Here is a 19,709-nt window from a genome sequence, read left to right on the forward strand (position 1 = left end):
TGCTGACAACGCTACGGACCTAAATAAATAGCTCACGAAATGCTTGATGCACAAGGACGCCGATCGGCCCTAGTCAGAGAGGGTTTTCTGCTCAGCCCGCTGCACGCGGCGCGCGCTGGGCGCGGCCAGCCAGGGAAGTAAGGAAGCAGGCCGCGCCGCAGAGGCGGCGTGTGCCCACGCCGTGCGCAGGCCTTGAAGAGGCAGAGAAGATTGGATCGCTCGGACTGGTTCGTACGCCAATCTCTGAACGGCAAGCGCTGCATGCAGTTCGGGCCACTGGCGGCGACAGTTGACATCAACGCTGACATCAACGAGGGCACACACGACCGGTCAGCCGCTTGCCGTGACTCCCTGCCGGAGAGGTCACCCGGCGCCCCACCAGCCCCCTGCCCGAACCTACGGATCAAGAGGTTGCAGGTTCGAATCCTGCCGAGCGCGCATCAGCTCAGAGGCCCCTTCCGATCATCGGAAGGGGCCTCTTGTGTATGCGGTGACATCAGCTCTCGGCGTGATCACTCTGCTGGTGCGGTGGGATGGAACAGTGCCAGGAGGCTGTTCCTTCTCGCGTTCGCTCTGCTTGGCGTGGGGGGTGAACTCCCTGGGGCAGATCTACCGTTACACGGGCTACGACGCCAGCCCGTGGATCGGCATCCCGGGTAGTGCGGTTGACAACGGTGTTGCCGCTGATGGGACCGTGTGGCACGTCAACTCCGTCGGAGCTGTCTACCGCTACACCGGAGTCTGATCCGGAAGGACCGGGTCTCTTCCTAGGGATTGACGTGTCCAACTGGCACGTCAGTGCCTGCCGAGTGCGCACCAGCTCGGAGAGGCCCCTTCCGGTTATCGGAAGGGGCTCTCGTCGTGACTTGCGCCTTGCTCTCGATGGTCACTCAGGTCGTAGGGCCTGCTTACGCCCTACCTCGGGGCCTGGAAGCCGCCTATCTTCTGCTCGAGGAGTTCGGCCAGCCGTAGTGGGGTGCGGTCCTCGTGCATCGGGCCGATGAGCTGTACTCCCACCGGCAGGCCCTCGGGGGACCCGCCCGTTGGTATGGCGGTGGCGGGTAGGCCGGGCATGGTGGCCAGGCCGGCCCAGACGAGCTGGTCGAGGTACGGGTAGTCGGTGCCGTCGATGTCGATCCGGCGTGCCCTCAGGTCGGGGTTGTGGTCGTGGGGGAACGCGGGAGTGGGCGTGATGGGGCACACCACGGCGTCGAACTCGGCGAAGAGCCGGCGCCAGCCGTGGCGGTGGAGCTCGCGACGGCTGTCCGCCTGGATCCAGTCGCGGTGGCTGAACGCCATGCCGCGCAGCAGCGCCGCATCGAGACTGTGGTCGTCCGCGTCCAGTCCGGCGGCGTGGGCCCGCAGCTGCTCGTACGCTTCGAGGGGGAAACGTCCGCTGAAGCCCGAGAACAGCAACTGTGTGTAGAGGATCGCGGCTTCGCTCAGGTCCGGCAGGAGCGGGCTGTGGCGTTCGATGCGGGCGCCGCCGTCGGTGAGTGCGTCGGCCACCCGGTGCACGCCCGCCCGCACAGCGGAGCTGGTCGGAATGAGCGGATGGTCGTCGAGGACCAGGACTCGGAAGTCGCGGAGTCGTTCGTGGCGCGCGGGCGGCAGTGTCACCTCGTGCGCCACACCGAGCGTCAGCGGGTCCGGTCCGGCCATGATGTCGAGCAGGAGTGTGAGGTCGCGGGCGGTGCGTGCCATCGGGCCGACGACGGCGAGGTCGGGTTCGGCCGGCAGGGCCGGTGCGGTCGGCGGGACCATGCCGCGGCTCGCCGCCAGTCCGAGTGTCGGCTTGTGTGCGTAGACACCGCAGAAATGTGCGGGGGTGCGCAATGAACCGGCGATATCGGAGCCGATGGACAGCGCGCCGAATCCGGACGCCAGGGCCGCCGCCGATCCGCCGGAGGAACCGCCCGACGTACGACCGTGATCCCAGGGGTTATTAGTGGTGCCGTAGATCTCGTTGAAGCTCTGTATATCTTGCAGCCCCATGGGCACGTTGGTCTTACCGAGCACCACGGCGCCCGCGGCCTTGAGGCGCGATACCTGTACCGCGTCCTCGGCCGGCAGGTAGTTCCGGTGCGGCGGCATGCCCCAGGTCGTGGGCAGTCCGGCGATGTCGTAGGACTCCTTGACCGTCACCGGAATGCCGAGCAGCGGCCGGTCCTCACCGCGGGCGCGCGCCTGGTCGGCATCGCGCGCGGCGGACCGTGCACGGTCGAAGTCCGGCACACAGATCGCGTTGATCGCCTTGTCGTCCCGCTCGATACGGGCGATCGCCTCGTCGGTCAGTTCCGCCGAGGTCACTTCACCGGCGCGCAAAGCAGCCGTGAGTTTTTCTGCCGTCAGAAAATTCCACTCCATGAATCCGACCGTATCGGCCTCTGGAACAGGCCATAAAATGCCGCTTCGCACAATGGGGTGGATGCCTCAATGCTCATCATGTTCCGCTGCGCCACAGGCGATTCGCCCGACCGTCGGCCGCCCCCGGCCAGCCGGCGGGCTGTTCGCCGACCAGGTCACCGACGATGGCGAGGAACTCGTCCTGGGTGCGTTCCGCCGCGTGGATCACGGCCGGGGCGCCGGTCGGTGAAAACCTGGCAGGCCCGCCGACGACGCGGCGTGGGTGATCGCGAAGGCCGTGACCGCCGGAAGGCCTCGTATCCGCTGCACCGTCGGCCGTGACGCGGCCCTGATCACCCGCCTGTCGCGGGTACGCCACGGCATGAGACCCCAGTGGGGTCCTGACCTCGGGGTCACTGGAGGAGCGGCGGCTGAACAGTATTAGTTGTCCGTTAGCAGAACGCCAACGCGATCTTAGTAGAACGCCAACGCGATCTTCGAAGCTGATTGTCGTCCGGGAGCGAGACGACAGAACACAGCAACGCGAGGTCACGATGAACACCACCACCACCAACCGCTTCCGCGGCCGCGCCGGCCGCCGTATCGCCGCCGCCCTTGTCGCGGCCGCGGCACTGAGTCTGGGAGCCACGGCCTGCGGGCCGGACGACTCCGGGGCCGACTCCTCCGGCTCCTCGGCCTCGGCCCAGCCCACCAGCGGCTCCTCCTCGGACGGCTCGGGTTCGCAGGGCCAGGGCGGCGGCAACGGTGGCGGCGGCAACGGCAACGGCGGCGGCAACGGCGGCGGCAACGGCGGCGGCGCCAACGCGGGGAACCACCGCATGTACGTCGGCACGCTGAAGTACCTCGCGCCCGGCAAGATGACCATCAAGCCCGAGAGCGGCGGCATGGAGCAGGCGTTCCTGGTCTCCAACGCCACGCGGATCCTCGGCGCGGCCTCGATCTGCTCCGACGACGGCGGCACCGTGTCCGTCGGCGACGACGGCTACGGCACCTCCAAGTGCACCGTGGAGCAGTTGGAGAAGGCCGCGAAGACCAACAGCGTGACCGTCCGCGTCACCATGAACCCCAAGTCCGGCGCTGCCGAGACGGTCGAGGAGAAGTACCACCCGTAAGCCACGGAACTCCGCACTCCGCACTCCGCAGTCCGCACTCCGCGCGCCCGGCAGGCCTCCGCCCGCCGGGCGCGCGTGCCTGCGCGATCACGCACGCCGGAAATGCTGTATCGGTTCTTGGCGGCGCGGCCGGGCCGCGTCAATTCCTGCGGCGACGCCTTTGTCCGTAGGGGCCGCTGCGATCGTGTGCCCGCCACTCCTCCTCATGGATATCGCGCTCTTCGCTGCCCGCCCTGCTTCCGGGAGTGGGGATTTCCTCCCCCCTGTCGATCTTGGCCTGCAGCGAGTGGGAGTGGTCGCGTTGCTCATCCCCGAAACCCCCGCGGCCGCGCTCGGGCAACGGCGCCTGCGAGGCCGGTATGAGCGCGATCTGTTTTACCTTCGGACGCTCCGGCTCAGGCGCGGTGTCCCCTGCCTCCGTGCCGTTCTGATCTGACCGTGACGTACCGCTCATGAGAGGCCCCCCATCTCACGGAAATAGTCCCGCACTGTTAAAGATCATTCCCCTGGAAGGGCCGCGAGAAACAGAATTCGGCGAGGACCCGGGCGGGTGTGTCGTACCAGCGGTGGATCCGATCGGCCGGTAGGTACTGCGTTCTCAGTAGCGCGAAATGTCGGCAGGCGCACGACGACAGGGCGGCCCGCTCCCGGAGAGCCTGGGCGGACAGTCGGCACCAGATGCGGACAGTCGGCACCAGATGTGGAGACCTCCTGTCGTGGCTACATTCCTTTACCAAGTGGGCCGTCTGGCCTTCCGGCGACGCTGGTACGTCGCCCTGGTCTGGGCGGCCGTCCTGGCCGCCGTCGGGCTGGGCGCCCTCAAGGCCTCGGGGGCTTCCGACGAGGAGTTCTCGATGCCGGGCATCGAGTCCCAGAAGGCGTTCGACCTGATGGAACAGCGCTTCCCCGGAGCCTCCGCCGACGGCGCGACCGCCCGGGTCGTCTTCGTCGCGCCGGGCGGTGAGAAGGTCACCGCCACCGAGAACAGGCAGGCCGTCGAGAAGGCCGTGGCCAACCTGGGCGACGGGGCTCAGGTCGCGAGCGCCGTCGATCCGTTCCAGGCGAAGGCCGTCAGCAAGGACGGCACGACGGCGTACGCGACGGTCACCTACAAGGTCGCCGCCAACGACCTCACCGACGCCAGCAAGAGCCGGCTGGAACGGGCCATTCACACGGCCCAGGAGTCCGGGCTGACCGTCGAGGCCGGTGGAAGCGCGATGGACGACGGCGGCGGGCCCGGCGGTGCGGCCGAGGTGATCGGTGTCGCGATAGCCGCCGTCGTGCTGCTGATCACCTTCGGTTCGCTGGCCGCCGCCGGGCTGCCGCTGCTGACCGCCATCATCGGCGTCGGCGTGAGCATGGCCACCATCCTGACCCTGTCCGAGGCGCTGGGCCTGTCCACGACGACCGGCACCCTGGCGATGATGCTGGGTCTCGCGGTCGGCATCGACTACGCCCTGTTCGTCGTCTCCCGCTACCGCGAGGAGCGGGCCAAGGGCCGGGTGCCGCAGGAGGCGGCCGGTCTGGCGGTCGGCACGGCCGGTTCCGCGGTCGTGTTCGCCGGGCTCACCGTCGTGATCGCGCTGGCCGGACTCGCGGTGGTCGGCATCCCGATGCTCACCAGGATGGGCCTGGCCGCGGCGGGCGCGGTCGTCGTCGCCGTACTGGTCGCGCTGACGCTGGTCCCGGCGTTCCTCGGCCTCTGGCCGAACGCCGTGCTCCGGCGGCGGGCCCGCAGGAGCGGACGGATCGAGGAGGAGGGCACCCGGGACAACGGGGGCAGCCGCTGGGCACGGTTCGTGCTGCGGCGTCCGCTGCCCGTGCTGCTGCTCGGCGTGGTGGGCCTCGGGGCCCTCGCGATGCCGATGACGGATCTGCAGCTCGGCATGCCCGGTGACGAGGCCAAGTCGACCTCCACCACCGAGCGGCGGGCCTACGACGCGCTCGCCGAGGGCTTCGGGCCGGGCTTCAACGGGCCGCTGACCGTCGTCGTGGACGCGAAGGCAGTGGACGCGAAGGCCGTGGACGCGAAGGGGGACACCGACCCGAAGGACGCCGCCGACGCGGTCGCGAAGGAGATCGGCGGCACCGAGGGTGTCGTCTCCGTCTCCCCGGCCCGCTTCAACGAAGCCGGTGACACGGCCGTCTTCCAGGTCGTGCCGTCCACGGCGCCGACCGACGAAAGGACCAAGGACCTGGTCACGACCATCCGGGGTGAGCGGCCCGGGGTCGAGTCCGAGACCGGGGCGACCTTCGAGGTCACCGGTACCACCGCGCTGAACATCGACGTCTCCGACAAGGTGCAGGCCGCGCTGGTCCCCTACCTGGTGGTCGTGGTGGGCCTCGCGATCGTGCTCCTGCTGGTGGTCTTCCGGTCCCTGTTCGTCCCGCTGAAGGCGGCCCTCGGCTTCCTGCTGTCGGTGCTGGCCTCCCTCGGCGTGGTCGTCCTCGTCTTCCAACAAGGCCACGGCGCCGGACTCCTGGGCGTGGAGCAGACCGGCCCGATCATGAGCCTGATGCCGATCTTCCTGGTGGGCATCATCTTCGGCCTGGCCATGGACTACGAGGTGTTCCTCGTCTCGCGGATGCGGGAGGCGTACGTCCACGGCGAGGGGCCCGGCCAGGCGATCACATCCGGGTTCCGGCACAGCGCGCGCGTGGTGGTGGCCGCCGCGCTGATCATGATCGCGGTGTTCGCCGGGTTCGTCGGCGAGAGCGACTCCATGGTCAAGATGATCGGGTTCGGGCTCGCCTCCGCCGTCCTGTTCGACGCCTTCGTCGTACGGATGGCGATCGTGCCCGCCGTGCTCGCCCTGCTCGGCGACAAGGCCTGGTGGCTGCCGAAGTGGCTGGACCGGCTGCTGCCCAGGGTCGATGTGGAGGGCGAGGCGCTCGGCCGCGGGGCGGGATCCGGATCGGATTTGGGATCGGGATCGGATTCGGGGTCGGGACCGAATTCGGGGTCGGGATCGGGATCGGGATCGGGATCGGGATCGGGATCGGAACCGGCCGGGACGACCGGCCTGGAAGTGGCCCGCACCTGATCGACCGCCCGCCCCGCCCCCACCGGGGCCGCCCGTGGCGAACGACACGGGCGGCCCCGGCGGCGGTCCGCGCGGGAACGGTCACGGTGGCCCACGGAGCACCGAAACGGTCACGGTGTCTCACGGAGTGCCGAATCCGTCATGGTGGCCCACAGAGCGCCGAATCGGTCACGATGGCCCACAGCAGCGAGCGGAGAGCCCAGCCGATGAGCACCAGCCTTGAGCGTTATACGGACCGTTTCGAGCAGTACGCCGACCGCTACCCCCACGTCATCGACGTGGTGCTCGTCCTGTCGCTGATGGGCTGTGCGGCCCTCGGCAGCAACCTCACCCTGCCCGGCGCCGACCCACCCGACCAGGACAGGACCGCCACCGCCCTCATGGGCGTGTCCTGCCTCGCCCTGCTGAAGTACCGCAGCCATCCGCGCACCGCGGTCGTCGTGACCGCGGTCTGCACCGTGATCGCGATCTCGCTGGGGTACCTGCTGACCCCCCTGCTGCTGGGGCCCGTCATGGCGGCGCTCTACTGGTTGGCCACGCTCACCGACCGCAAGACCACACGAGTCTTCGGCGTCACCAGCATGGCGGCGCTGATGGTCGCGTCAGCGGTCTCCGACTCCATGGACAGCCTGTCCCTGGTGCTCCGGACGATCGGCCCCTTCTTCTGGCTGCTGCTGCCGCTCGCCGCCGGCAACATGACCCGGCTGCGGCGCGCCTACCTGGCATCGGTGCAGGCCCGCGCCGAACACGCCGAGCGCACCCGGGAGGAGGAGGCACGGCTGCGCGTCACCGAGGAGCGCATGCGCATCGCCCGCGAGTTGCACGACGTCGTGGCCCACCACATGGCCCTGGCCAACGCGCAGGCCGGTACGGCCGCTCACCTCGCGCTCACCAGTCCGCAGCAGACGAAGAAGATACTCACCGATCTGACCGGCACCACGTCCTCCGCGCTGCGCGAGCTGAAGGCCACGCTGGGACTGCTGCGCCGATGCGACGACCCGGCCTCCGCGTCGCTGGAGCCGTCTCCCGGCCTCGCTCGGCTGCCCGAGCTCGTCTCGGCGTGCGCGTCCGCGGGACTCGCCGTCACGGTCAGTACGACAGGGGAGCCCCGCCCGCTCTCCCCCGGGGTGGACCTGACCGCGTTCCGGATCGTGCAGGAGGCGCTCACCAACGTCTCCAAGCACGCCGCCGTGGACTCCGCACAGGTACGTCTGGCCTACTCCGGATCACGCCTGCTGATCACGGTCAGCAATGACGGTCCGGACACCGACGGCACCGCCGATGCCGCCGATGCCGCCGACGCCGCCAAGGCTGTGCCGGGCCGGGGCTTCGGCGTCATGGGCATGCGTGAACGCGCCCGCACCATCGGCGGCGAACTCTGCGCGGGACCCCGCCCGGAAGGCGGCTTCGAGGTCACCACCGCGCTGCCGCTCCAGCCCTCGGCATCCGAAGCATCCGAAGCGCCCGAAGCACCTGAAGCGTCCGAAGCGGCGGAAGCGTCCGTAGGCGCCACGGACGCTCCCGCGGGAGGAGAGAAGTCATGACCATCAGGGTGCTGCTCGCCGACGACCAGACCTTGCTGCGGGCCACCTTCCGGATTCTGATCGACTCCTGCGAGGACATGACGGTGGTCGGCGAGGCATCGGACGGCGCGGAGGCGCTGGAGCTGACCCGCGCCCACCACCCCGACATCGTCCTCATGGACATCCGGATGCCGGGCACGGACGGTCTCGCCGCCACCTCCGCGATCTGCGCCGCCCCGGAGCTGGCCGCCACCCGCGTCCTCATCCTGACGACGTTCGAGACCGAGGACTACGTCGCCCAGGCGCTGCGCGCCGGTGCCAGTGGCTTCCTCGGCAAGGACGTCACCGCCGACACCCTGCTGGCCGGGCTGCGCACCGTCGCCTCCGGCGAGGCGCTGCTGTCACCCGCCGCGACCCGCACCCTCATCACGAACTTCCTCATGTCTCCCGCCCCCGACGCCCACCTCGCGCCTCCGCAACGCCTGTCGGAGCTCACCGTCCGCGAGCGCGAGGTGATGGGCCTGGCCGCCGAGGGCCGGTCCAATACCGAGATCGCCGAGGTCCTCACGCTCAGCCCGCTGACCGTGCGCACCCACGTTCACCGAGCGATGACGAAACTGGGCGCCCGCGACCGCGCCCAACTGGTGGTCATCGCCTACCAGACGGGCCTGGTACGGGCGACTCCGCCCACACCGTGACCGTGGCCGTGACGGTGGCCGTGGCCGCCGACCGGCGTCACGGCAGGAGCTCACTTCTCGATCGGCGGGCAGTAGCCGGTGTCGTTGCCGATGGAGTTGATCGTGGCGTTGTCCCTGTGGTCGTCCGCGTAGTTGATCTGGTCCGTGCACTTCATGTCACCCTTCCTGAGGGTGCCCTTGGAGGATTCCTCCTTCTGGATCGGCGGGCAGTAGCCGGTGTCGTTGCCGATGGAGTTGATCGTGGCGTTGTCCCTGGAGTCCCCGGCGTAGTCGATCTGGTTCGTGCACCTCATGCCAGGCTTCCTGGGGGTGCCCTTGGCGGTGTCCTTGGCCTGGTCCTGGTCCTTCGCCGTGGGTGCGGAGGACTGCGGGGCGCTCGCCGAGGCGGAGGGTGAGGACGGGGACGAGGACGAGGAGTCCGTCTCGCCGTCCTGGCACGCCGTGAGCCCGAGCGCGGCGACCGCGATGATCATGGCGGCGGCGGCCTTGCGGGCGTGGCGGTTGTGGCGGAGGGCGGTGCGGTGCGACATGGTCTTCCCCGTTCTCGCATGGTGTCTCGCGACGTGGTGGTTCCGGCTCGTGAGAACAAGGCTGTCGGTCACCGCTGTTGATCCACCGCCGTACGGCTAACGCTCCGCTAATGCCCGGACGGGCCGTCGGAGTGGAGTGGTTGCGGAGTGGCTTCCGACCGCGGTTAGGTTAGGCAAGCCTAATTTTCTGCCCTATGCTGCGGTGCCATGAGCTGGTGGCAGCTGGTCGGGGTGAGTCTTTCCTGCGCTCTTGTGCTGGTGGTGCTGTTCGCCGCAGTGATCGTCGGCGGACTGCTGGTGGCCAGGGACGCGCTGGTCGACGACTATCCGACCGCGATCCGGGAGCGCTATGGCGCGCAAAGTGCGCGGGGGAAGCGGACGGCCGGGGTCATGGGGGCGTTGAACGCGGTGGTGTTCATCGCTGTGCCGGTCGCCGGGATGGTCGATCTGCACGGTCGGACCGACGGCGGGCTCGGCTTCTGGCGCGCGTTCGTCTTCGGGGGTCTGATCTGGCTCGCCCTCATCCTCTTTGACCTGGTGGTTCTGGACTGGTGGCTGTTCTGCACGGTCCAGCCCCGGTTCATGGTGCTGCCCGGGACGGAGGGCATGGCCGAGTACCGGGACTACGGCTTCCACTGGCGGGTGCTCGTTCCCCGTCCCGTTCCCTGGCCGCTGCTGACGGTCCTTGGGTACGGGGCGGTCGTCGGTGCTGTTTCGGCCCTGGTCGAGGCGCTTTTCTGAGTGGTCGGCCGGAGGCGGCGGTATGGATTTCCCTTAGCGGGGAGAACGACGTACAGTTACGTCTACCGACGCGGGGTGGAGCAGCTCGGTAGCTCGCTGGGCTCATAACCCAGAGGTCGCAGGTTCAAATCCTGTCCCCGCTACTCAGGTATCGAGGGCCCGGCACTCTTCAGTGCCGGGCCCTCGGTCGTTCGGTCACGCCGAGGGCCCCGCCGCCATCAGCGCGTGGCCTTCCAGCCCACCGGGCGCTTGGTGTCATCGCCTGTGCTGTACGTCACCACCGACGGGCGTATGCCGTTGGGCACCAGGAACACCTTGCACAGGGAGATCTTCGCCCCCACCGCGAAGTCGTCCGGGTCCTTCCCCGGGCAGGCCGTCACCTCGGTGTCGCCGGTGATGAGCGGCTGGTCGTCCACACCGCCTGTGTCCTCGAGCCCGGTGGGGGTGTTGAGGAAGGGGTAGTGGAGGGAGCTCTCGCCGATGTTCTCGAAGGTCATGGTGACGTAGTACGGCTGGGTGGTCCGTACGTCGGACGGTTCCACACCCGCCGTCCTCAGCTCGGCACGGGTGCCCTTGCGCACGCTCACCGCCGTGACCCGCAGGGCGCCGCGCATATGGTCCGAGCCGCGCTTGTAGGTGACCGAGGTGGGCTCGCCGAGCCGGAGGGTCTTGCCGCCGTCGCTGTCGGCCGCCATGTCGGCGCGGGTCGCGGGCTGCCGTCGGCCGGACGCGGCGGTGTCGTCCTCGCAGCCGGCGGTGGCGAGGGCGAGGAGGGTGACGCCGAGGGCGCAGACGAGAGCGGTCCCGGATCGGGCGGCGGCGCGAGGCGGGCGGCGGTTGAGCATGGACGGTCCCCCGGTGGTTGGTGATGGTGGGTCGGTGACGACGTCGAGCGGGTGGTGACTGCCGTAGATGGATACGCCGGTCACGGAGCGTCAGTTCACCCTCTCGGTTCCCCTTGTGGTGATCTTGCTACCGCAGATCATCATGGGCGTGACAAAACCACTGGTCGAGGCTGTGATCAACTCGGGGCTCGAGCTTGGGACGAGGCTGTAGCAATACGCCCGGGGCAACTACCGTGATCCGTATGGACGATCCCGCCGTGGTGTCGGTGCAGCGGTTCTGGCAGGAGCTCGGGCTGCCCGGACTCATCGATGTGCACACCCACTTCATGCCCCAGCGCGTACTGGACAAGGTCTGGGCCTTCTTCGACGCCGTCGAGCCCCGCTGGCACATCACCTACCGCGAGGAGGAGGACGAACGCCTCGCGGTGCTACGGGCGTTCGGGGTGCGGGCCTTCACCTCGATGCTCTACCCCCACAAGCCCGACATGGCGCGGTGGCTGAACGACTGGGCGGCCGATTTCGCCGCCCGTACGCCCGACTGTCTGCACACCGCGACCTTCTTCCCCGAGCCCGGGGTGGAGGGGTACGTGCGCACGGCGCTCGAGGGCGGGGCGCGGGTGTTCAAGGCCCATGTGCAGGTGGGGGCGTATGACCCGGGCGACCAGCTGCTCGACCCGGTGTGGGGCATGCTCGCCGAGAGCGGGACGCCCGCCGTCATCCACTGCGGCTCGGGGCCCCACCCGGGCAAGTACACCGGACCGGAGCCGGTGGGGCGGGTGCTGGCCCGGCATCCTCGGCTGCGCCTGGTCATCGCGCATATGGGGCTGCCGGAGTACGCGGACTTCCTGGGGCTGGCGGAGCGGTACGAGGAGGTCCACCTGGACACCACGATGGCCTTCACCGACTTCACCGAGAGCCGATGGCCGTTTCCGCGGTCGGAGCGGGAGCGGCTGGCCGCTCTGGGGGACCGGGTGCTGTTCGGGAGCGACTTCCCCAACATCCCCTACGGATACCGGCATGCGCTGGACGCGCTGACGCGGGTCGGGCAGGGCGAGGAGTGGCTGCGCGGGGTGTGTTACGGGAACGCGGCGCGGCTGTTCGGGATATGACGGGTTGTGTATATGACGGGTTGTGTATGACGGGTCGTGGCTGCTCCGGATGCGCCCATTGATGCGCCTATTGATGCGCCTATTGATGTGCCTATTGGCGCGCCCATTGATGCGCCCCTTGTGGACAGAGCGCGGCTGTCCTGGATATGGGGCTCGCCCGGTGCCCGCGTCGGCGCCGGGCGAGGAGGCTGCTGGGATCGGTCAGCTCTTGTCCAGCGGCAGCGCCTCGGCCAGCGTGCGCCACTGCTCGCGGGGGAGGCCCTGGCCGTCGCTCACCACCTGGATCGCGATGTGGTCCGCACCCGCGGCCAGGAACTCGTCCACGCGCGCCCGGATCGTCTCCGCGTCGCCGAGCGCGTACATGGCGGCGAGGAGACGGTCGCTGCCGCCGTCCGCGAAGTCCGCGTCCTCGAAGCCCAGCCGCTTGAAGTTGTTGGTGTAGTTGGGCAGCGCCAGGTAGCGGCCGAGGTAGTCGCGGGCGGTGGCGCGGGCGCGCTCGAGGTCCGTGTCGAGGACGACCTTCAGCTCGGGCGCGAGCACGGCCTCCTTGCCCAGGGCGTCGCGGGCCTTGGCGGTGTGCTCCGGGGTGACGAGGTACGGATGCGCGCCGGCCGCGCGGTCGCGGGACAGCTCGAGCATCTTGGGGCCGAGCGCGGCCAGGACCCGCTGGGCGGCGGGGACGGGGGCGGGGGCGGAGTCCAGCGCGGTCAGGTACTCCTTCATCGCCGTGTACGGGCGCTTGTAGCGCTCACCGGCGAGCGCGCTGTGGCTCACGCCGAGGCCGAGGAGGAAGCGGCCGTCGTGGGCGGCGTTGAGCGCGGTGTGCCGCTCGGCGACGTAGGCCGCCTCGTGGTCCCAGATGCTCAGGATTCCGGTCGCGACGGTGATCCGGGAGGTGGCGTCCAGCAGGACTCCGGCCTGATCCGGGCTGGGACTGCCACCGAGCCAGACGGCGCCGTACCCCAGCTCGTCCAGCTCGGCCACTGCCTCGCTGACCTGCTCTGATGGGGCGACATCCAGCTTCAGGGCCGCGGTCCAGATGCCGATCTTGCCAAGTGCGGGACGAGAAGTCATACAGGGGGAAGCCGGAGAGTCCTTCCGGTTATTCCGTGGCCCCCGCAGCTGTTCCCCGGTTTTCCGCTGTTCCGCCTCCCGGCCGGTCTCGTCCCGCCTCCACAGGATTCTCAGGTAATTCACAGGCGGCCGAAAGGGACCTCTCAGGGCCCGATCCGAGGGTGGAGGTCATGATGCCGACCTCGCCTCATGGGCGTACCGAGCTGCTGCGCCCCGACGGGAGCCCCGTCCGGGTGCTGGTTGTGGACGACGAGTCGGCGCTCGCCGACCTGTTGTCGATGGCACTGCGCTACGAGGGGTGGGAGGTGCGCACCGCTGGTGACGGCGCGGAGGCGATCCGGATCACCCGAGAGCTGCGCCCGGACGCGGTGCTCCTGGACATCATGCTGCCCGATATGGACGGGCTCGCGGTGCTGGGGCGGCTGCGCCGCGAACTGCCCGATGTCCCGGTGCTGTTCCTGACCGCGCGGGACGCGGTGGAGGACCGGATCGCGGGGCTGACGGCGGGCGGCGACGACTACGTCACCAAGCCGTTCAGCCTGGAGGAGGTCGTCGCCCGGCTGCGCGGGCTGCTGCGCAGGTCGGGGGCGGCGGCCGCGCGCAGTGAGTCGGTGCTGGCCGTCGGCGATCTGATCCTGGACGAGGACAGCCACGAGGTGTCGCGCGGTGGACAGGAGATCCATCTCACCGCGACCGAGTTCGAGCTGCTGCGCTATCTCATGCGCAATCCGCGCCGGGTGCTCAGCAAGGCGCAGATCCTCGACCGGGTCTGGAGCTATGACTTCGGCGGCCAGGCCAACGTGGTCGAGCTCTACATCTCGTATCTGCGGCGCAAGATCGACGCCGGGCGCAGCCCGATGATCCACACCCGGCGGGGCGCCGGGTATCTGATCAAGCCTGGGGAGTAGACACCGTGGCGCATCCCCCGCCCCGGCCGCCCTGGGGCCCCGACATGCCCGGCACCGACGGCATGCCTGACGTCCCCGAGTCGTCCGGCGCCTCCGGGATGCCCGGTGCCGCCGGTCCCCCCGGGGTACCCGGCGCCTCCCAGCCGCCCCAGGGCGCGGGAGCGGCGCGGGGGCGCGCGCACGCCCGGCGCGCCCAGCGGTCGGGACGCGCTCAGCGGTCGGGACGCGCTCAGCGGGCGGGGAACGCTCAGCGGGCCGGGCGCGCTCAGCGGGCCGGGCGCCGCCCCTGGTCCCTGCGGACCCGCCTGGTCGTCTCGGCCGTCGCGCTGATCGCGGTGGTCTGCGCGGTGATCGGCTCGGTCACGACCCTCGCCCTGCAGTCGTACCTCCAGGGCCAGGTGGACGACGATCTGCGCGCGTCCGTCGGGCGGTTCCTGAACAAGCCGGGACCGGAGCGCGAGCTCCCCCGGGACGATGTGCTCTTCGTCGCCTCGCCCGGTCAGCCCATCGGCACGGTCGGGGCGCGGTTCGGCCAGGACGGCGAGATCTCCAGGTCGGGCAAGAGCAATGACTCGCCCATGACGAACGAGATCGACGCCGAGAGCCGGGTGGACCCCCTGACCAGCGGTCAGCAGAAGGCGATCGCCGCCGTCCCCCTGGACGGAGACGTGCACACCATCGATCTGCCCGGCCTCGGCGGCTATCGGGCGGTGGCCCAGCCGGACCACCGGGATGGCGGCATCATCCTCGCCTTCCCGCTCGACCAGACGCAGGAGACGGTCAACACCCTCATCCTCGTGGAGGTCTGTGTGGCCGCGGCCGGGCTGGTCGCGGCCGGGATCGCCGGGGCCGCGATGGTCGGCATCTCGCTGCGCCCGCTGCGCCGGGTGGCGGCGACCGCGACCCGGGTCTCCGAACTCCCCCTGCACAGCGGCGAGGTGGCGCTGCGCGAGCGCGTCCCGGCCTCGGAGGCCGATCCGCGCACCGAGGTCGGCCAGGTGGGGGCGGCGCTGAACCGCATGCTCGGCCATGTGGAGTCGGCGCTCGCGGCCCGACAGGAGAGCGAGACGCGGGTGCGGCAGTTCGTCGCCGACGCCAGCCATGAGCTCCGTACGCCGCTCGCCTCGATCCGCGGCTACGCCGAGCTGACCCGGCGCGGCCGGGAGGAGATCGGGCCCGACACCCGGCATGCCCTCGGCCGGGTCGAGTCCGAGGCCGGGCGGATGACCGGGCTGGTCGAGGATCTGCTGCTGCTGGCCCGGCTGGACGCGGGACGGCCGCTGGAATGCGCGGAGGTCGATCTGTCCCCGCTGGTCGTGGACGCGGTCAGCGACGCGCGGGCGGTCGGCTCGGACCACGAGTGGCGGCTGGAGCTGCCCGATGAACCGGCGGTCGTCTTCGGCGACGACGCCCGGCTGCGCCAGGTGCTGGTGAACCTCCTCGCCAACGCGCGGACGCACACCCCGGCCGGTACCACGGTCACGGCGCGGGTGCTGTGGGGCGGGCCGCAGGCGTCGCCGTACCCCTCGCCGTATCCGGCGCCGTACGGCCTGTCCTACGGCGTCTCCTACCGGGTGCCCTCAGGGGCGTCCCCCGGGATGCCCTACGGACCTCCCCCTGGGGCCGCCGGGCCCGGTGGGCCCCATGGGCACCGTAAGGGGCGCGGCTCGCCGTACGCCCAGGCGTCCGCCGAGCCGTACGTCCCGCCCTACGCCCCGCCCTACGGCTCCCCGTACGCGGCCGCCCGCGCCGCCGGGGCCTTCGGCCCGCCGCAGCCGCCCTCGTACGTCTCGCTGGAGATCGAGGACGACGGTCCTGGCATCCCGCCCGAGCTGCTGCCGCATGTCTTCGAGCGGTTCGCGCGCGGCGACGCCTCGCGCTCCCGCGCCGCGGGCAGTACGGGGCTCGGCCTGGCCATCGTGCACGCGGTCGTGGCCGCGCACGACGGACGGGTGACGGTGGACAGCGTGCCAGGACGCACCGTGTTCGGCGTCCACCTGCCCGTGCACCGGGTCGTTCACCGGGGCGTAACGGACTCACAGGCAGGCCACAGGCTGACCACACAGCCGTGACAGCGCGGCTCGCGACCGTCGACCGCATGCGAACCGACACCCCTCTCGGGGCTCCGCCCGAGACACCTCTCCAAACCTTGCCCGTGCGCGGGCCGGTGACGGTCGTCCGCGGCCGTCCGGTGCTGGACGTCGTCATCCCCGTCTACAACGAGGAAGCGGACCTCGAGCGGTGCGTACGACGGCTGCACGACCATCTGGCCCGCACTTTCCCGTACGGCTTCCGGATCACCATCGCCGACAACGCCAGTACGGACCGCACGCCCGACCTCGCGGCCTACCTGGACGAGAGCATCGAGGAGGTGACGGCGGTCCGGCTGGAGCAGAAGGGGCGGGGGCGGGCGCTGCGCACCGTGTGGTCGCTGTCCGAGGCGCCCGTGCTCGCCTATATGGACGTCGATCTGTCCACGGACCTCAAGGCGCTGCTGCCGCTGGTGGCCCCGCTGATCTCCGGGCACTCCGACCTGGCGATCGGATCGCGGCTGTCCCGCAGCTCACGGGTGGTGCGCGGGCCCAAGCGGGAGTTCATCTCACGGGCGTACAACCTGATTCTGCGGGGCAGCCTGGCCGCCCGCTTCTCCGACGCCCAGTGCGGATTCAAAGCCATCCGTAAGGACGTCGCGGAGCGGCTGCTGCCACTGGTCGAGGACACCGGGTGGTTCTTCGACACCGAGATGCTGGTGCTGGCCGAGCGGGCCGGGCTGCGCATCCACGAGGTGCCGGTGGACTGGGTGGACGACCCCAACAGCACGGTCCACATCGTGAAGACGGCCGCCGAGGACCTCAAGGGTGTGTGGCGGGTGGGGCGCGCGCTGGCCACCGGTGCGCTGCCGCTGGACCGGGTGCGCCGTCCGTTCGGCGACGATCCGCGCGACCGGGAGCTGAGCGGGGTGCCGAAGGGCCTGGCCCGCCAGCTGGTCGGGTTCTGTGTGGTCGGCGCGCTGAGCACACTGGTCTATCTGCTGCTGTACTCCCTCTTCCGGATGGGCACCGGCCCGCAGGTGGCCAACGCGCTGGCGCTGCTGCTGTCGGCGCTCGGCAACACCGCGGCCAACCGGAGACTCACCTTCGGCGTACGCGGCCGGGACCGCGCGATGCGCCACCAGGCCCAGGGGCTGGTCGTCTTCGGCATCGGCCTCGTGCTGACCAGCGGCTCCCTCGCCGCCCTGGACGCCGTCCCCGGCACCGCCTCGCACGGCACCGAACTGGCCGTGCTGATCGCGGCGAACCTCGCCGCCACCGTTCTGCGCTTCCTGCTCTTCCGGGCCTGGGTCTTCCCGTCGGACAGCGGGGCCACGACCGCCCACGACCCGAGGACCGATCGATGACCACCTACGACTACGGCACCCGCGAGGCCGGACCGCCGCCGACCCCCGCCGCCGCTCCCCGGCCGGGGCCGCGGGTGCCCGGTGGCTCGCGCCTGGCGCGGGCCTGGAGAGGACGGCCGGAGGACCCGCGCTGGGCGCGGCCCGCCCTGTGGGCCCTGCTGGCCGCCACCACCGTGCTCTATCTGTGGAGCCTGGGCGCGTCCGGCTACGCCAACCAGTTCTACTCGGCCGCCGTGCAGGCGGGCGGCGAGAGCTGGAAGGCGTTCTTCTTCGGCTCCTCCGACGCCGCGAACTCCATCACCGTCGACAAGCCCCCGGCCGCGCTGTGGCCGATGGCCCTGTCGGTGCGGCTCTTCGGCCTCTCCTCCTGGGCGGTCCTCGCCCCCGAGGCGCTGATGGGCGTCGCGACGGTCGGGGTGCTGTACGCGGCCGTACGGCGCAGGTTCGGCGCGGCCGCCGGGCTTATCGCGGGCGCGGCGCTCGCGGTGACCCCGGTCGCGGCGCTGATGTTCCGCTTCAACAACCCCGACGCGCTGCTGTGCCTGCTGATGGTCTCGGCCGTCTACTGCGTGCTGCGCGCCCTGGAGGACGCGCGCACCAAGTGGCTGGTGCTGGCCGGGGTCTGCTTCGGCCTCGGCTTCCTCACCAAGACGCTTCAGGCGTGGCTGATCCTGCCGCCGCTCGCGGTGGTGTACGCGGTGTGCGCCCCGGCGAAGTTCGGCCGGCGGATCGGGCAGCTGCTGCTCGCGGGGCTCGCGATGGTGGTCTCCGGCGGCTGGTGGGTCGCGATCGTCGAGCTGTGGCCGGAGTCCTCGCGCCCGTACATCGGCGGTTCGCAGCACAACAGCTTCCTGGAGCTGACCTTCGGCTACAACGGTCTGGGCCGGATCAACGGCGATGAGACCGGCAGCGTCGGCGGGGGCGGTCCGGGCGGTCCGGGCGGTCGCGGTGGCGGCCGGTGGGGCGATACCGGGATCGACCGGCTCTTCGGCTCCGACATGGGCGGTCAGATCGCCTGGCTGCTGCCCGCGGCGTTCATCCTGCTGGCGGCGGGGATCTGGCTGACCTGGCGGGCGAAGCGCACCGACACCCGGCGCGCGGCCTTCCTGGTGTGGGGCGGGGCGCTGCTGATGACGTTCGCCACCTTCAGCTTCATGTCCGGGATCTTCCACCAGTACTACAACATCGCGCTGGCGCCCTATATCGCGGCGCTCGTGGGCATGGGCGCGGCCCTGCTGTGGGAGCGGTGGAGCGAAGGCGGCCGGGCGGGGGCGGCGGCCTCGGCGGTGCTGGCCGTGACGGTCGCGGTCACCGCGTACCTGTCGTACGTCCTGCTGGGACGGTCGCCGGACTGGTACCCCTGGCTGCGCTGGGCGGTGCTGATCGGCGGGCTCGCGGCGGCGGCCGGGCTGCTGCTGACGGCGCGCCTGGGCCGGAGGGCGGCGCTGGCCGCGGCGGGACTCGGGCTCGCGGCGGGGCTGGCCGGGCCGGTCGCGTACACGCTCAACACGGTGGACACCCCGAAGCACGGTTCCATCGTGACGGCCGGTCCGTCGGTGGCGGGCGGTATGGGCGGCCCCGGTGGCGGCTTCCCGGGCGGCGGCCGGGGCGGTCCGCCGGGGATGCAGAACGGACGCCAGGGCGCGGGCCAGCAGGGGCAGGGCAGCCAGGGTGGTCAGGGCCAGCAGGGACAAGGCCAGCAGGGTCAGGGCCAGGGCGGTCCGCAGGGCATGCCGGGCGGTGGCACCGGCGGTGGCACCGGTGGCGGTCAGCCGGGTGGTGGCCAGAACGGCTTCCCCGGCGGGGGCTTCCCGGGCGGTGGCCAGTCCCCGCGCAACGGCACGGGCAACTCCCAGGGCGGCCAGGGGCAGAACGGCCGGCCGGGCATGCTGCCCGGCGGCGGCATGGGCGAGGGCGGTCGCCGTGGCGGCGGTATGGGCGGACTGCTCGACGGTCAGCAGGTCGACGCCGACGTGGAGGCGAAGCTGGAGAAGAACGCCGACGATTACACCTGGGCGGCCGCGGCGATCGGCTCCCAGAACGCCGCGAGCTACCAACTCGCCACCGAGAAACCCGTGATGGCCATCGGTGGCTTCAACGGCAGCGACCCGTCCCCGACGCTCGCCCAGTTCAAGGAGTATGTGAAGCAGGGCAGGATCCACTACTTCATCTCCTCGGGCACCGGCATGGGCGGCGGGCCGGGTGGCGGCCAGGGGACCTCGTCCCAGATCACCTCCTGGATCGAGGCCACCTACAAGAAGGTCACCGTGGGCGGCTCCACGCTCTATGACCTGACTCAGAAGGCGTAGACGTAGGTACGGGCCGGTGGTCGCGGGTTCACCCCGCGGCCACCGGCCCGTA

16 protein-coding genes and 1 tRNA gene are annotated in these 19,709 nt (G+C 70.7%); 12 read left to right on the forward strand and 5 right to left on the reverse strand.

Annotation, left to right across the window (positions count from 1 at the left end; all coding sequences use genetic code 11):
- Positions 1–589: 589 nt before the first annotated feature.
- Positions 590–745 (forward strand): hypothetical protein, encoded by a 156-nt coding sequence (locus J2Z30_RS50230; RefSeq protein WP_505011431.1) that lies wholly within the window; start codon positions 590–592, stop codon positions 743–745.
- Positions 746–915: 170 nt separating this feature from the next.
- Here J2Z30_RS50230 and J2Z30_RS38635 read toward each other — a convergent pair whose 3' ends face one another.
- Positions 916–2,367, reverse strand: a complete 1,452-nt coding sequence (locus tag J2Z30_RS38635) for an amidase (RefSeq protein ID WP_044572884.1) — start codon at positions 2,365–2,367, stop codon at positions 916–918.
- A gap of 76 nt (positions 2,368–2,443) precedes the next feature.
- Positions 2,444–2,575 carry a hypothetical protein gene (locus tag J2Z30_RS51155; protein ID WP_281062803.1) on the reverse strand — a complete coding sequence of 44 codons (132 nt, stop codon included), beginning with the start codon at positions 2,573–2,575 and terminating at the stop codon, positions 2,444–2,446.
- Between the two features lie 325 nt (positions 2,576–2,900).
- Here J2Z30_RS51155 and J2Z30_RS38640 point away from each other — a divergent pair, with 325 nt between their 5' ends.
- The 4 genes from J2Z30_RS38640 to J2Z30_RS38655 all read left to right on the forward strand — a co-directional run bounded on the left by J2Z30_RS38640 (position 2,901) and on the right by J2Z30_RS38655 (position 8,744).
- Complete coding sequence (locus J2Z30_RS38640; RefSeq protein WP_044572887.1) at positions 2,901–3,479, forward strand: hypothetical protein; 579 nt, start codon at positions 2,901–2,903, stop codon at positions 3,477–3,479.
- Positions 3,480–4,195: 716 nt separating this feature from the next.
- On the forward strand, positions 4,196–6,523 hold the full coding sequence (locus J2Z30_RS38645) for an MMPL family transporter (RefSeq protein WP_044572889.1): 2,328 nt from the start codon (positions 4,196–4,198) through the stop codon (positions 6,521–6,523).
- 206 nt (positions 6,524–6,729) lie between these two features.
- The gene (locus J2Z30_RS38650; protein WP_044572891.1) at positions 6,730–8,067 is read left to right on the forward strand and encodes a sensor histidine kinase; all 1,338 of its coding nucleotides are present in this window, start codon (positions 6,730–6,732) and stop codon (positions 8,065–8,067) included.
- The gene (locus J2Z30_RS38655; protein ID WP_044572894.1) at positions 8,064–8,744 is read left to right on the forward strand and encodes a response regulator transcription factor; all 681 of its coding nucleotides are present in this window, start codon (positions 8,064–8,066) and stop codon (positions 8,742–8,744) included. The genes J2Z30_RS38650 and J2Z30_RS38655 overlap by 4 nt, the downstream gene beginning before the upstream one ends.
- Positions 8,745–8,794: 50 nt before the next feature.
- On the opposite strand, the gene J2Z30_RS38660 is transcribed toward J2Z30_RS38655, so the two are convergent.
- Positions 8,795–9,274, reverse strand: coding sequence for a hypothetical protein (locus J2Z30_RS38660; RefSeq protein ID WP_044572897.1), 480 nt, complete (start codon positions 9,272–9,274; stop codon positions 8,795–8,797).
- Positions 9,275–9,481: 207 nt separating this feature from the next.
- Between J2Z30_RS38660 and J2Z30_RS38665 the strand changes: the two genes are divergently transcribed.
- Entirely contained in the window at positions 9,482–10,015 is a 534-nt protein-coding gene (locus tag J2Z30_RS38665; RefSeq protein WP_044572900.1) for a hypothetical protein, read from the forward strand.
- 69 nt (positions 10,016–10,084) lie between these two features.
- A tRNA-Met gene (locus J2Z30_RS38670) sits at positions 10,085–10,158 on the forward strand.
- 75 nt (positions 10,159–10,233) lie between these two features.
- Here J2Z30_RS38670 and J2Z30_RS38675 read toward each other — a convergent pair.
- Entirely contained in the window at positions 10,234–10,944 is a 711-nt protein-coding gene (locus J2Z30_RS38675; RefSeq protein ID WP_308280228.1) for a hypothetical protein, read from the reverse strand.
- Between the two features lie 158 nt (positions 10,945–11,102).
- Between J2Z30_RS38675 and J2Z30_RS38680 the strand changes: the two genes are divergently transcribed.
- Complete coding sequence (locus tag J2Z30_RS38680) at positions 11,103–11,969, forward strand: amidohydrolase family protein (RefSeq protein ID WP_044581708.1); 867 nt, start codon at positions 11,103–11,105, stop codon at positions 11,967–11,969.
- 201 nt (positions 11,970–12,170) lie between these two features.
- On the opposite strand, the gene J2Z30_RS38685 is transcribed toward J2Z30_RS38680, so the two are convergent.
- Positions 12,171–13,043, reverse strand: a complete 873-nt coding sequence (locus tag J2Z30_RS38685; protein WP_044572907.1) for an LLM class F420-dependent oxidoreductase — start codon at positions 13,041–13,043, stop codon at positions 12,171–12,173.
- 170 nt (positions 13,044–13,213) lie between these two features.
- Between J2Z30_RS38685 and J2Z30_RS38690 the strand changes: the two genes are divergently transcribed.
- From J2Z30_RS38690 to J2Z30_RS38705, 4 genes are read left to right on the forward strand one after another with little or no spacing between them, the layout of a single operon-like run.
- Entirely contained in the window at positions 13,214–13,951 is a 738-nt protein-coding gene (locus tag J2Z30_RS38690; RefSeq protein ID WP_044572909.1) for a response regulator transcription factor, read from the forward strand.
- A 5-nt stretch (positions 13,952–13,956) separates the two neighbouring features.
- Positions 13,957–16,023, forward strand: coding sequence for a sensor histidine kinase (locus J2Z30_RS38695; protein WP_052701464.1), 2,067 nt, complete (start codon positions 13,957–13,959; stop codon positions 16,021–16,023).
- Positions 16,024–16,049: 26 nt separating this feature from the next.
- Positions 16,050–17,348, forward strand: coding sequence for a bifunctional glycosyltransferase family 2/GtrA family protein (locus J2Z30_RS38700; protein ID WP_044581710.1), 1,299 nt, complete (start codon positions 16,050–16,052; stop codon positions 17,346–17,348).
- A complete protein-coding gene (locus J2Z30_RS38705) occupies positions 17,345–19,657 on the forward strand; it encodes an ArnT family glycosyltransferase (RefSeq protein ID WP_044572913.1) in 2,313 nt (770 codons plus the stop codon). The genes J2Z30_RS38700 and J2Z30_RS38705 overlap by 4 nt, the downstream gene beginning before the upstream one ends.
- Positions 19,658–19,709 lie beyond the last annotated feature (52 nt).

The sequence above is a fragment of the Streptomyces iranensis genome (genome assembly GCF_017874715.1).
In the GTDB taxonomy this organism is placed as follows: domain Bacteria; phylum Actinomycetota; class Actinomycetes; order Streptomycetales; family Streptomycetaceae; genus Streptomyces; species Streptomyces iranensis.

What these genes read in the sequence shown, in the direction of transcription:
- J2Z30_RS38655 (WP_044572894.1), top strand. Translation starts at nt 8,064, where the DNA reads ATGACCATCAGGGTGCTGCTCGCCGACGACCAGACCTTGCTGCGGGCC.
- J2Z30_RS38700 (WP_044581710.1), top strand. Translation starts at nt 16,050, where the DNA reads ATGCGAACCGACACCCCTCTCGGGGCTCCGCCCGAGACACCTCTCCAA.
- J2Z30_RS38660 (WP_044572897.1), bottom strand. Translation starts at nt 9,274, where the DNA reads ATGTCGCACCGCACCGCCCTCCGCCACAACCGCCACGCCCGCAAGGCC.
- J2Z30_RS38650 (WP_044572891.1), top strand. Translation starts at nt 6,730, where the DNA reads ATGAGCACCAGCCTTGAGCGTTATACGGACCGTTTCGAGCAGTACGCC.
- J2Z30_RS38665 (WP_044572900.1), top strand. Translation starts at nt 9,482, where the DNA reads ATGAGCTGGTGGCAGCTGGTCGGGGTGAGTCTTTCCTGCGCTCTTGTG.
- J2Z30_RS38680 (WP_044581708.1), top strand. Translation starts at nt 11,103, where the DNA reads ATGGACGATCCCGCCGTGGTGTCGGTGCAGCGGTTCTGGCAGGAGCTC.
- J2Z30_RS38690 (WP_044572909.1), top strand. Translation starts at nt 13,214, where the DNA reads ATGATGCCGACCTCGCCTCATGGGCGTACCGAGCTGCTGCGCCCCGAC.
- J2Z30_RS38685 (WP_044572907.1), bottom strand. Translation starts at nt 13,043, where the DNA reads ATGACTTCTCGTCCCGCACTTGGCAAGATCGGCATCTGGACCGCGGCC.
- J2Z30_RS38635 (WP_044572884.1), bottom strand. Translation starts at nt 2,367, where the DNA reads ATGGAGTGGAATTTTCTGACGGCAGAAAAACTCACGGCTGCTTTGCGC.
- J2Z30_RS38640 (WP_044572887.1), top strand. Translation starts at nt 2,901, where the DNA reads ATGAACACCACCACCACCAACCGCTTCCGCGGCCGCGCCGGCCGCCGT.
- J2Z30_RS38705 (WP_044572913.1), top strand. Translation starts at nt 17,345, where the DNA reads ATGACCACCTACGACTACGGCACCCGCGAGGCCGGACCGCCGCCGACC.